Raw genomic sequence first — 13046 nt, forward strand, 5'->3', positions numbered from 1 at the left:
GTTACCGCCGAGCTTCTGCTTTTGCATACCGGAGCACAAAAAAACCTGTCGAGTATCCTCAACAGGTCTTTTCTGGTCCGCAGGGCCTGCTTACTTCTGGCTGGCCTTGAATAGCTTCTGCTTTTCTTCCTTCGACAGGCTTTCGTAGCCCGAGCGGGAAATCTTGTCCAGAATCAGTTCGATTTCGTCCTGCTCGGGGCGGCCCGGGCCGGCTTTCTTCGCCGTGGGCGCCTCGGCGGCCCGGCTGCGGTGCGTTACGCTCATGCGCGGCCGGCCCGAAACGATATTGCCCACGAAGTCGCCGACGGCCTGTACGGGGCGGCCCAGGTCGCGCCCGGCCTGCAGCTGCTTGATAAACAAAAACCCGATCAGGGCGCCGCCGATATGGGCCAGCTCCCCGCCGGGGTTGCCCCCGTTGATGCCGGCAATGGAAACCAGCACCACAACGGCCGCAATGTATTTAATCTTCACCGGTCCGATCAGGATCAGGTTGAAGGTATAGTCGGGCAGCAAGGTGGCCGCGGCCACGATAATGGCCGTGACGGCGGCCGAAGCGCCGACAATCGGAATGCCCAGCCGCACCTGAAAAACCGGTATCAGATTGAAGCTCAGCAGGAAGAATACGGCCCCGACCAAAGCGCCCAGAATGTAGATACTCACCAGCTTGCGGTTGCCCAGATACTCTCGGATCAGCATGCCAAACCAGTACAGGTTCAGCATATTAAAGATAATGTGCAGAAAGCCTTCGTGGGTGAAGGCATAGGTGAGAATGGTCCAGGGGTGGCGCAGCAGGCTGGGCAGGTCGGAAGGCATGGCCAGTTGGCGCATTACCACGTTGTACGCCCCGCTGGCACTGGCTACATACAGAATGGCCCGCAGCACAATCAGGACGGCAAACACCAGCACGTTGATCAGCAGCAGCTGGTTCAGGGCGTTGTCGCGCCGGCTGAAGGCAGTGCGGATATCGTTGACAATACTCATGGATGGGCTACGCTAGTAGAACCGGGTACGACCCCGCTCCCAGAATTTTAACACAATAAACCCAATCAACAATCCACCCAAGTGGGCAAAGTGCGCCACATTGTCGCCCGGGGTCCGGTGCACCCCGTTATACAGCTCATAAAGGGCATACAAACCCACGAAATATTTGGCCTTGATGGGAAAAGGCAAAAAGAGCAGCATGAGCTCAGTGTTCGGAAACAGGTAGGCAAAGGCGAACAAGATGCCAAACAAGGCGCCGGAAGCCCCCAGCATGGGAGAGTTGAGCCCGGCCCGAAAGGTTTCCTGGATGGAGGTAAGGGCTCCCTGAATCAGCTTCTGGTCGTCGGGGGTTTTGTGCAGCTGCTGAATCACCGGCTCAAAAGCCGCTTCGTACTGCGGCAGGTTGCGCTCCACAAAGTCCTTCAGGTTCACGTCGCTCGGATTCTGCTGAAACGCGGCAATATCCTGCTGCATGCGGTTCAGCTCGTAGTAGCGCACCCCCGAATACAGCACCCCGGCCCCGATACCACAAATCATCCAGAACGTCAGGAACCGGTTGCCACCCCAGCGCTGCTCGAGCAGAGGCCCGAAGGAAACCAACCCAAACATGTTCGAGAGCAGGTGCATCACGCCGCCGTGCATGAACATATAGGTTACGAATTGCCAGGGCTGAAAGTAGTCGGACGTGACGGGAAACAGCGCCAGCATATTCATTTGCCGGGCTAGCTGGGTTTGCAGCAGATACACCCCTAGGTTGATAAAAAGCAGGATGCGGACTGTCGGGGTCAGGTTGAACATGCAGGGAATTTGGGGCCAAATCAGGGTTTACGGAAAAGGTCCTGCAGCTGGTTTAACTCCAGCAGAACCAGGGTGCGGCGGCCGTCGGGCGTGTAGCTCGGCACGGAGCAGGCAAAAAGCCGGTCGACCAGGGCCGTCATTTCTACATCCGATAACCGCGCATTGTCACTGTTGGTTGCCAGGCGCCGGGCCAGGGCCCGCACCAGCTGCTCGCGCCGGTCGAGGCGGACGGGGCCGGCGTGGGTACGAAACTGCTCAATCAACCCTTCCAGTAGCTCCCGCTCGTCCCGGTTGGCCACGTCGGCCGGAATACCCTCGACGGCAATGGTATTGGGCCCAAACTCGTTGAAACGGAAGCCCAAATCGTGCAAGGCCGCCGATACTTCGCGCAGAATGGCAAAATCCTGGGGCGTGAAGGTAACGGTGCGCGGAAACAGCAGCGTTTGGGAGCTGCCGCTTTGCCGCTCCAGCGCCTGGGCGTACTGCTCGTAGAGAATTCTTTCCCGGGCCGCCACCTGGTCAATAAGCATCATGCCCGACTTCACCGGCACCACCAGGTATTGCTGGTTGATCTGCACGGCGCGGTTGCCCGGCCCACTGGTTTGCTCGGGCAAGGGCAACTCCGGAGCCGCCTTGGCGGCGGGTACCGGGTTGGACATCACCAGCGGATTGGTGGCCTTTTCGAATTTCTCAATCGTAACAGGCGCCGCCGTTTCCGGCAAATCGGGCACTATTGTTTGACCCAAGGACTTGTAAAAGGCTTCCAGGTCCCGCTTGGCTTGCTCGGTAGGCCGCGGCGGTACCTGCCGGTCGGCCCCGGCACCCTTGCCGCCGCCCTCCTTGGGCGCTGGGGCGGCCGCCCGGGCGGCGGCCGAGGCCAGCGCGTCGGGCCGGTAATCGTCGCCGAACGGGTTGGCGTTGGGCGAGGCGCGCAGGGGCTGAATGGGCGCAAAATTGACGTCACCCTCAAAGTCCAGGGACGGGGCCATGTTGTGAATGCCCAAGGACTGCTTCACGGCGGCCCGCACAATGGCATACACGGTTTTCTCGTCCTCAAACTTGATTTCCGTCTTTGTGGGGTGCACGTTGATGTCGATGGCCTTGGGGTCGAGCTCCAGAAACAGCACGTAGAACGGGTGGGTGTCTTTGGGCAGCAGGCCCTCGTAGGCGGCCAGCACGGCGTGGTTGAGGTAGGCCGAGCGGATGAAGCGGTTGTTGACGAAGAAAAACTGGTCGCCCCGGCTTTTCTTGGCCGACTCGGGCTTACCAATGTAGCCTTTCACCGAAATAAAGGGCGTGACTTCCTCGCAGTGAGCCAGCTGCTCTTTGTAGCCGTTGCCCAGCAGGGCCACGATGCGCTGGCTCAGGCGGCCGGCCGGCAGGTTGAACACCTCCAAATCGTTCTGGTAGAGCGAAAAGGCAATCTGGGGGTTCGACAAGGCCACGTGCTGGAACTCGTCCAGAATATGGCGCATTTCCACCGCGTTGGTCTTGAGAAAGTTGCGCCGGGCCGGCACGTTATAGAACAGGTTCTTGACGGCAATGCTGGTGCCGTCGGGGCAGGCCACGGGCTGCTGACTCATTACCTGGGAGCCTTCGATGAGCAGCAGCGTGCCCGTGTCCTGGTCGCGCTGCTTGGTGCGCAGCTCTACCTGGGCCACGGCGGCAATGGAAGCCAGGGCCTCGCCGCGGAAACCCAGGGTCCGGATTTTAAATAAGTCTTCGGTGGTGCGAATCTTGCTGGTCGCATGCCGCTCCAGGCTCATCCGGGCGTCGGTGGGCGACATGCCCGCCCCGTTGTCGACCACCTGCACGAGCTGTTTGCCCGCTTCTTTCACAATAAGCTGCACCTGGGTAGCCTTGGCGTCGACGGCGTTTTCGAGTAGTTCTTTAACTACCGACGCCGGACGCTGGACCACCTCTCCTGCCGCAATCTGGTTGGCAAGGTATTCGGGGAGCAACTGAATTACATCCGCCATCGACCGGGAACTGAAGGTGATACTGAATTGGTTAGCAACGCTTACTACGGAAACCGGAGGGCAGAAAACGTCCGACCTCGGAAATTTATCCGTAAGTTTGCGGCCAACTTTTGTGTGCCGCGCGCCATACCGTTCTTGGTTTTGACGCGTTAGAAGAGAGGAAAGTAGGGGAAAGAAAGCCCGCAACAGCGGCCAAATCCCTGGCACGATTTTCCTTTCAGAGGAACACAAAAGTAGGGCTATTTCCGCTCAGATTCAACTTTACGACGCTACCACGGGAGTCAATGCTCAAGGAATTTCGGATTAGTCTCTTACTGGTTATTCTGGCCGTCACGGGTCTAATCATCTCGTCGTCGGCCCCCAAGGACAAGGACATCCCCCCTATTTCCGCCGCCGAGCAAAGCTGGGTAGACAGCGTGTTTGCAACCCTCACTCCCGACCAGCGCCTGGGTCAGCTCTTTATGGTGGCGGCCTACTCCAACAAGGACAAAAAGCACGTCCAGCGCATCGACGAGCTGGTGAAAGTGTATGGCGTGGGCGGCGTGATGTTTCTGCAGGGCGGCCCCCGCCGGCAGGCGGCCCTGACCAACCGCTACCAGGCCGAAGCCAAAGTGCCGCTGCTGGTAGCCATGGATGCCGAGTGGGGCCTGGATATGCGCCTGGACTCGAGCATGCACTTCGCCAAGCAGATGACCCTGGGCGCCATGGACGACGACCAGTACGTGTACCAGATGGGCCGCGAAATTGCGCTGAAGCTCAAGACCCTGGGGGTGCACGTGAGCTTTTCGCCCGTTATCGACGTTAACTCCAACCCCGACAACCCGGTTATCGGCAACCGCTCCTTCGGCGAAAACAAGGAGCAAGTAGCTAAGCGTGGGGTAGCTTACATCCGCGGCCTGCAGGATCATGGCATTGTGGCCGTGGTGAAGCACTTTCCCGGGCACGGCGACACCGACGTGGACTCGCACGTAGCCCTGCCGGTTATCAACTCCGATCTGGCCCGCCTGACCAACGTGGATCTGTACCCGTTTCAGCAGGCGTTTCAGTCGGGAGTAATGGGCGTGATGGTAGGCCACCTCTACATGCCCCTCTTCGACACGGTGCAGTCCGTCTCGGCCACTATTTCCAAAAACCTGGTGACGGGTATGCTCAAGGAGAAAATGGGCTATAAAGGCCTGGTTTTCACCGATGCGCTCAACATGAAGAGCGTGGCTAACCTCTACAAGCCCGGCGAGCTGGACGCGCTGGCCTTGCTGGCGGGCAACGACGTGCTGCTGTTCTCGGAAGATGTGCCCATGGCCCTGCAGAAAATCCGGGAAGCAGTGGCGGCCGGCACGATTGCGCAGGAAGACATTGATTACCGGGTGCGCAAGATCCTGCGGGCCAAGTATTGGGCCGGCCTGAACCGCTACCAGCCCGTGGACGTGCCCAACCTGGTGGAGAACCTGAACCGGCCGCTGAGCCGCACGGTGCAGCAGCAGATCTATGAGCACGCCACCACGGTGGTGAAAAACCAGGACGACCTGCTCCCCTTCCACCGCCTCGATACTTTGCGCATTGCCACCGTTACCATTGGGACTGGCACGGGCAGCACCTTCGGGACCATTATGAACAAGTACCAGAACGGCCCGGTATACTCCGTGCCCAACCGGTACGCCCTCGACTCTACCTTTACCCGGCTGCAGGCGCGCCTGACGCCTTACAACGTAGTGGTGGTGAGCCTGCACGGCATGAACAATACGCCTGCGCACAACTACGGCATCGGCGAAGGAGCTCTGAAGTTTCTGAAAGACCTGCAGGCCAATCCGAAGCTGAAAACGGTGGTTGTGGTGATGGGCAACGCCTACGCCCTGAAATACGTGGAGGAAGCCCGCAACTTGGTCTGCGGCTACGAAGACAACTATCCGTCCCAGCTGGTGGTGCCACAGGTCTTGTTTGGCGCCCTGCCAGCCAAGGGCCGCCTGCCCGTAACGGTGTCGCCCCTGCTCAAAGCCGGGGTTGGGTTGCCCACGCCCGACTTCCGCCGCCTGCGCTACGCCACGCCCGAGAGTGAAGGCCTGGACTCGAAAATCCTGAGTCAGATCGACAACATTGCCCTGGAGTCGGTGGCGTATGCAGCGGCGCCCGGCTGTCAGGTTCTCGTTGCCAAAGACGGCGCCGTGGTCTTCGACAAGAGCTACGGCTACTGTACTTATGACAAGAGCCAGCCGGTAGAAAGCAGCACGCTCTACGACCTAGCCTCCGTAACGAAAGTGGCCGGGACCCTGCAGGCGGTAATGTATCTGAAAGACCAGGGCAAAATCAACCTCGATGCCAAGGTGGCCGACTACCTGCCCGAGCTGAAAAATTCGAACAAGAAGGACATGACGGTGCGCGACGTGCTCCTGCACCAGGCGGGCCTCAAGCCCGGCATCCCAACTTGGGAGCGGACCGTGGGCAAAGCCGGACTCAAACCGACGTTCTACGCCAGCACCCGCTCCGATGACTTTCCCAATGAGGTAGCCCCCGGCACATTCAGCACCAAAGCCGTGGATGATTCCGTCTGGACTTGGATTGTGCGCAGCAGCATGCTACCCAAAATCAAGGGTAAGTACCCCATTGAGTACAGCGACCTGAGCTTTATGGTACTCAAGCGTCTGAGTGAAAAGGTCTTGAACGAGCCGATTGATGCCTTCCTGCAGCGCACCTTCTACAAGCCGCTGGGACTGGCTTCCATGACTTACAACCCGCTGGAGCGCTTTCCCAAGTCCTGCATTGCCCCCACCGAAAACGACACGTACTTCCGCAAAACCCAGCTGCAAGGCACGGTGCACGACCAGGCCGCGGCCTTGCTGGGTGGCGTAGCCGGCCACGCGGGGCTGTTTGCCAACGCCAACGACTTGGCCATTCTGATGCAGATGGATTTGCAGAACGGCCGCTACGGTGGACAGCGCTATTTCCAGAGCCCAATTGTAACAGAGTTTTCCCGCCCTCAGGTAGCGGGCAATAAGCGCGGCATGGGCTGGGACCACGGCAACCCCGAAAAGCCCGAGGGCCCCACCTCCAACCTGTCGCCGGCCAGCACCTTCGGTCACACGGGCTTTACCGGCACCTGCGTGTGGATGGACCCCGAAAACAAAATCCTCTACATCTTTCTTTCCAATCGGGTGTATCCCGACGGCGGCAACAACAAATTGCGCCAGTACAACATCCGCACACGCATCCACGACGTTATTTACAAGTCTTTACAAAAGACATGATCTGTTGCCCAGCATTTCTGTTTCTTTGACTCCGCAATCGGCGGTAAGACGTTTCTCTGAGCGGCTTACCGCCGATTTTGTTTTCCTGGCAAAGCTCCAGCTTTGCCCCGATCTGCCCCCTTTATTTCCCCCTTGCAGTGTCGTTTAACGAGGTGTAAAGCTGGAGCTTCACACTACTGCCTTCCTCTCTCCATGAATATCGGCATCGTCTGTTACCCTACGTTTGGCGGCTCCGGCGTAGTAGCCACGGAGCTAGGCAAAGCCCTGGCTCTGAAAGGCCACCGCGTGCACTTTATTACCTACAGCCAACCCGTACGGCTCGACTTCTTCAACGAAAACCTGTTCTACCACGAGGTTTATATTCCGCCGTATCCGCTGTTCCAGTTTCCGCCCTACGAGCTGGCCCTGGCCTCGAAGATGGTCGACATCGTGCAGAACGAGAAGCTCGACGTGCTGCACGTGCACTACGCCATTCCCCACGCTTCAGCGGCCTTTATGGCCAAGCAGATTCTGCGCACCAAGGGCCTGACGGTGCCAGTTATTACGACCCTGCACGGCACCGATATCACGCTCGTGGGCAAGGATGCCAGCTACGAGCCGGTTGTCACGTTCAGCATCAACCAGAGCGACGGGGTGACGGCCGTATCCGCCGATTTGCGCAAGGAAACTTACGAGTACTTCGCCATCGAGAAAGACATTGAGGTGATTCCCAACTTCATCAATCTGGAGCGCTTCAAAAAGCAGAACAAAGGCCATTTTAAGGCGGCTATTGCGCCCGAGGGCGAAAAGCTGCTGGTGCATACGTCCAACTTCCGCTCGGTGAAGCGCGTGGACGACGTGGTCAACATCTTCGCCGGAGTACGGAAGCAGATTCCAGCCAAGCTGCTGCTCGTGGGCGACGGCCCCGACCGGCCCCGCATCGAGAAGCTGTGCCGGGAAATAGGCTACTGCAACGACATCCGCTTTCTGGGCAAGCTCGAAGCCGTGGAGGAAGTGCTCAGCATCGCCGACCTGTTTTTGATGCCCTCCGAGAAGGAGAGCTTCGGCTTGGCTGCCCTGGAAGCCATGGCCTGCGAAGTACCCGTTATCAGTACCAACGCCGGGGGTATTCCCGAGCTCAACGTGCACGGCGTGACGGGTATGCTCAGCGAAATCGGGGACGTGGAGGATATGGTTAAAAACGCCCTGTACGTGCTACAGGACGATAACCTGCCCCGTTTCAAGGAGGCCGCCCGCACCCGGGCTGAGGAGTTTGCCGTCGAGAATATCGTTCCGCTCTACGAAGCCTGCTACCAGCGCGCTATCGACGCGCAGCTGGCGGCGGTGTAGGTACGCCAGTCCTGGCGAGCGAAGCGCCTCCGTCTTTTGCGAAGGCAGTTATGCCCTTTACCCAGAAAGCCCTTAATCGTTGCTACCGATTAAGGGCTTTTCACTTTAGAAGGCTCCGCATAGTTCAGAGGATGGACGGCCGCGCTCCGCTCACCATGACACGGTTAAAACAAGCCCGAGGCCTCGCGCTTCACGGCTAATAGCGCCTGCGTAGTGGGGTCTACTTCATCGGTGATGAGGGTTTCGAGCACCCGCTTGGCTAGCTCGGTGCCGCGCGCCTGCTGGGGTGTGGGCAGGGCGTGGTAGGCTTTGTTAATCATAGTCAAGATGTTCTCCTTGGCCTGCTTGACCTGCTCCCAGGTTTCGGGGCTCATGTAGAGCTGCTGGCTGAGGTTGTGCTCGTACTCGGCCCGGATTTCGGTTATCAGCAGGCGGTGGTATTCTGAGGCCGATTGGCCCGCGCTGCTCAGGCGCACCAGCAGGTTGTTGGGCGTGATGCGCTCCAGCAGCAGCGTCACCCGCTCGTAGGCCTGCAAACGCAAGGGCAGCGTAGTTTTGGAATTTTCCAGTCGCAGCTCAATCAGGCGGCGCTGCTGCTCTTTTTCCAGGTACTGCTGAATCAGGTAAAACAGGGAGCCAGCGACGATAAGGGCGGGCAGAATAATTTTCAATAAGTCAAAAATGTACGCGGTGGTGTCCATGCGGAAAGGAAAACTGCTATTTTAGAGGAAGCAAGGTCGGGAAATATTCGGTGAACCGGATACCCATTCTTGCTGTTCTATACGGGTCGGAGCGAATGGTGTATGCACATGGCTTCGTATCTTTGCGCTTACTCTTCTAACAACGAACGCACTATGGCAACGGCCGTTTCAACTAAAATTGCTCCCATCACCCTCACGCCGGGGGCCTTGGTTGAGGTAAAGAATATCATCGAGGAAAAGAAAGTGCCGACCGAATACGGTCTGCGCATCGGCGTGCAGGGCGGCGGCTGCTCGGGCATGAGCTACCTGCTTGGCTTCGACAAGGCCAAGGATAACGACGAAGTGTACGACCTCGACGGCCTGAAGCTGATCATGGACAAAAAGCACGCTATGTACGTGCTGGGCATGGAAGTCGACTTCCAGGACGGTCTGAATGCTCGCGGCTTTGTGTTCAACAACCCCCAGGCCAAGAGCACCTGCGGCTGCGGCTCGTCGTTTTCGGCTTAAGCCTTCCCCAGAGCACCAACTACACAAAAAGCCCCGGCCTTGCGGCTGGGGCTTTTTGTGTAGTACTCGTCGGCCCGACTTATACGGCCAGAAAATCTTCTATAGCATTGAGCGTGTGTATAGGCGCGCTCAGCTGGGGGCAGTGGCCCGCAATGGGCAGCGTCACCAGCTTGGCGCCCGGAATAACTTCTTGCAGGTAGGTACCCACTTCCAGGGGGGCAATCAAATCCTGCTCGCACTGCACCAGCAGACAAGGGTGCTGCAGGCGGGCCACATCGGCCCGGTTATCAGAAAGAAAGGTAACCCGGGCAAATTGCCGGGCAATGGCCGGATTGGTTTGGCAAAGGCTGTGAATAAGCTCGGCGGCTAACGAAGGCCGGTCGGGGGCCCCCATGATGAAAGGGCCAAACGTGTCGGCCCAGCCCACGTAGTCGGTTTCCATAAAGGTGAGCATGGCTTCCAGATCGGCCCGGTCGAAGCCCCCGTGGTAGTCGGTTTCGTTGACGTAGCAAGGCGAGGGACAGAGCAAGAGCAGCTGCTGAAATAGGGCGGGCTCGGCAATGGCGGCCAAGGTCCCGATCATGCCGCCTACCGAGTGCCCAATCAGGGTTACGGCCGTCAGGTGCAGCTCGTGGCAGATTTCAAGCAGATCCTGGGCGTAGCCTTCCAAAGAGCTGTACCGGCTGGGCTTATAGGCCTCCGCTACCGACTGTCCGGCCCCCACATGGTCGTAGAGCACGAGGGTAAACTGGCGGGAGTCGGCGAAGGCGGGAATCAGGTAGCGCCACATGCTTTGGTCGCATCCAAACCCGTTCACAAAAACTATCGGCCGCGGTCCTTGCCCCAGTACCCGAACATTGTTTCGCTGCAGAGTGGTCATGGCTTCGAATAGGTGAATACAGCCTAATGTCTTTGTAATTAAGCATTACAACACAACAAGACAAATAATTATAGAAATAAGATAAAAAATTCCTTCCGGTTGTAAGCATCCTTGCTGGCAACCCCGTGTATCTACCCTGCTTTACCCGCCCTACGTAGAGCTAGCAGCCTTTATCTTACTTTGGCACAGCAAACCCAAGGTTGCCCTTCGCTTTTACGCTTCGACTATGAACCGCTTTGTACTAGCCCTTTCCCTTTCCTGCGCCCTGCCGACGCTAGGGCAGGCCCAGGCATTTACATCAGCCGAAATTGCCCGCTGGCAGCAACAGGCCAAGCAAATCACCATCGTGCGCGACAACTGGGGCGTGCCGCACGTAACGGGCAAAACCGACGCCGACGCCGTATTCGGCCTGCTCTACGCCCAGTGCGAGGACGACTTTGCCCGCGTCGAGGACAACTACATCGTCAATATCGGGCGGCTGGCCGAGGTGGAAGGCGAGGCGGCCATCTACCAGGACTTGCGGGCCCGGCTGTTTCTGGATTCCACCCAGGCCATCAGCATCTACCAGAAAAGTCCGGCCTGGATGAAGCAGCTGCTCAACGCCTTTGCCGACGGCACCAACTACTACCTCTACTCCCACCCCAGCGTGAAACCCCGGCTGCTGCGCCGCTTCCAACCCTGGATGCCCCTGATGTTTAGTGAAGGCAGCATCGGCGGCAACATCAGCGTAGTGCCCTTGGAGCGGCTCAAGAACTTTTACGGCCAGCGCAAGTCTACGTCGTGGATGCGGCCCGACTTCGAGCGGCCCGACCGGGAGCCGGTGGGCTCCAACGGGTTTGCCATTGCCCCGGCCAAAAGCGCCAGCGGCCACGCCCTGCTGCTGATTAACCCGCACACTTCGTTCTATTTCCGGCCCGAGGTGCAGATGACCAGCGCCACGGGCCTGAACGCCTACGGGGCCGTGACCTGGGGGCAGTTTTTTGTGTATCAGGGCTTTAATGAGCACTGCGGCTGGATGCACACTTCCAGCTTTGCCGACTCGATGGACGAATACTTGGAAACCATTGAGCAGCAACAGGACGGCAAGCTGATGTACCGCTACGGCGGCAAGCTGCGGCCGGTGCAAACCACTAAAGTCTCCATTGCCTACAAGCAGGCCGACGGCACCCTGGCCCGCAAGGAATTCACGACCTACCGCACCCACCACGGGCCGGTAGTGGGTCAGCAGGCCGAGAATAAGTGGGTGACGGTGCGCATGATGGATACGCCCCTGGAGGCGCTGCAGCAGTCGTATCTGCGGACCAAGGCCACGGATTACGCCTCGTTCCAGAAGGTAATGCAGCTCAACGGCAACGCTTCGAACAACACCGTGTTTGCCGACAGCAAGGGTACCATTGCCTACTGGCATGGCAACTTCATGCCCCGGCGCGATGCGCAGTTCGACTGGAGCATGCCCGTGGATGGCAGCAACCCCAAAACCGACTGGAAAGGCCTGCACAAGGTGGAGGAAATCGTGCAGGTGAAAAACCCGGCCAGCGGCTGGATTCAGAACTGCAACGCCACGCCCTTTACCGTGTCGGGCCCTAGCAGCCCCAAGCGGGAGCAGTACCCGGCCTACATGGCCCCCGACGCGGAAAACTACCGGGGCGTGAATGCCGTGCGGGTGCTGAGCCGCAAGCCGATGTTTACCCTCGACACGCTCATTGCCGCCGCCAAGGACCCTTACCTGGCTGGCTTCGAAGACCTGCTGCCCGCCCTGGCCAAGGACTTCCAGTTTGTGGTCGACAGTTCTAACCCGCCCGAAGGCGAGGTGGTAGAAGCCATGAAGCTGCTACGTAGCTGGGACAAACGCTACAGCAAAACCTCCGTGGCCCAGACCCTGGCCATTTACTGGGGCGAAAGAATCCAGAAGCTGGCCCGCACCCGCGTCACGCCCGATCTGCGCCTGGACAACCTCTCCTTCACGGCTTTTACAATTGCCAAAACCACGCCCACGGAAAAGGTAGCGGCCCTGCAGGAAACCCTCGACGAGCTGACCAAGGACTTCGGCACCTGGAAGATGCCCTGGGGCGAGGTGAACCGCTTCCAGCGCCTAACCGGCAAGATTCAGGAAACTTACGACGACACGAAGCCCAGCCTGCCGGTGGCTTTTACTTCCTCCGCCTGGGGCTCCTTGGCAGCTTTTGGCGCCCGAACGGCACCCAATACTAAGAAGCGCTACGGCTACGTGGGCAACAGCTTTATTGCCGTCGTTGAGTTTGGGCCCCGCGTGAAGGCCCGCTCGGTGCTGGCCGGCGGCAACAACAACCAGCCCACTTCGGCCCACTTCACCGACCAGGCCGGCTTGTACGTGGAAGAGAACTTCAAGGACGTGCTGTTCTACCCCGAGGAAATTCGGCAGCACGCCGAGCGGACGTATTCGCCGGGCCAGTAATGCTGTGGAGTGTGTACTAACAAAAAGCCCCGGCTGGGGGCTTGTCCTTACCCAAACTTCCGAAAAGCAAAGAGTTCAGGAAACTCATCACCATCCTGAGTTAAATGAACGTTGAAAGGTGAACGAGTTTCTTGAACTCAATCTGGTCTGTAGGACTACTTTACTAGGCCAGTAGACGTGCATGGGCAGCAGTTCAGG

At 58.7% G+C, this 13046-nt stretch carries 9 protein-coding genes; 4 read left to right on the forward strand and 5 right to left on the reverse strand.

From position 1 onward, the window contains the following. Positions 1-90: 90 nt before the first annotated feature. Genes E5K02_RS10735 through mutL form a run of 3 tightly spaced genes read right to left on the reverse strand, consistent with a single transcriptional unit; the run spans position 91 to position 3758 of the window. Positions 91-981, reverse strand: a complete 891-nt coding sequence (locus E5K02_RS10735) for a rhomboid family intramembrane serine protease (protein WP_135394718.1) — start codon at positions 979-981, stop codon at positions 91-93. A gap of 12 nt (positions 982-993) precedes the next feature. Further along, complete coding sequence (locus tag E5K02_RS10740) at positions 994-1779, reverse strand: rhomboid family intramembrane serine protease (RefSeq protein ID WP_135394719.1); 786 nt, start codon at positions 1777-1779, stop codon at positions 994-996. 20 nt (positions 1780-1799) lie between these two features. Beyond that, positions 1800-3758: a DNA mismatch repair endonuclease MutL gene (gene mutL, locus E5K02_RS10745; RefSeq protein WP_135394720.1), complete on the reverse strand. Its 1959-nt coding sequence runs from the start codon at positions 3756-3758 to the stop codon at positions 1800-1802. Between the two features lie 284 nt (positions 3759-4042). Here mutL and E5K02_RS10750 point away from each other — a divergent pair, with 284 nt between their 5' ends. Both E5K02_RS10750 and bshA read left to right on the forward strand, forming a co-directional pair. Next, positions 4043-6997 (forward strand): glycoside hydrolase family 3 N-terminal domain-containing protein, encoded by a 2955-nt coding sequence (locus E5K02_RS10750; protein WP_135394721.1) that lies wholly within the window; start codon positions 4043-4045, stop codon positions 6995-6997. Between the two features lie 192 nt (positions 6998-7189). Then, positions 7190-8326 carry an N-acetyl-alpha-D-glucosaminyl L-malate synthase BshA gene (gene bshA / locus E5K02_RS10755; RefSeq protein WP_135394722.1) on the forward strand — a complete coding sequence of 379 codons (1137 nt, stop codon included), beginning with the start codon at positions 7190-7192 and terminating at the stop codon, positions 8324-8326. 164 nt (positions 8327-8490) lie between these two features. Here bshA and E5K02_RS10760 read toward each other — a convergent pair whose 3' ends face one another. Next, positions 8491-9027, reverse strand: coding sequence for a DUF7935 family protein (locus E5K02_RS10760; RefSeq protein ID WP_135394723.1), 537 nt, complete (start codon positions 9025-9027; stop codon positions 8491-8493). Positions 9028-9180: 153 nt separating this feature from the next. Between E5K02_RS10760 and E5K02_RS10765 the strand changes: the two genes are divergently transcribed. Next, complete coding sequence (locus E5K02_RS10765; protein WP_135394724.1) at positions 9181-9534, forward strand: HesB/IscA family protein; 354 nt, start codon at positions 9181-9183, stop codon at positions 9532-9534. 79 nt (positions 9535-9613) lie between these two features. Here the strand turns inward: E5K02_RS10765 and E5K02_RS10770 are convergent, their stop codons facing one another. After that, positions 9614-10414: an alpha/beta fold hydrolase gene (locus tag E5K02_RS10770; RefSeq protein WP_135394725.1), complete on the reverse strand. Its 801-nt coding sequence runs from the start codon at positions 10412-10414 to the stop codon at positions 9614-9616. Between the two features lie 226 nt (positions 10415-10640). Here E5K02_RS10770 and E5K02_RS10775 point away from each other — a divergent pair, with 226 nt between their 5' ends. Next, positions 10641-12848: a penicillin acylase family protein gene (locus tag E5K02_RS10775; protein WP_135394726.1), complete on the forward strand. Its 2208-nt coding sequence runs from the start codon at positions 10641-10643 to the stop codon at positions 12846-12848. The last annotated feature ends 198 nt before the right edge of the window (positions 12849-13046 follow it).

Origin of the sequence: Hymenobacter metallicola, from assembly GCF_004745645.1 — a bacterium.
Taxonomy (GTDB): Bacteria; Bacteroidota; Bacteroidia; order Cytophagales; family Hymenobacteraceae; genus Hymenobacter; species Hymenobacter metallicola.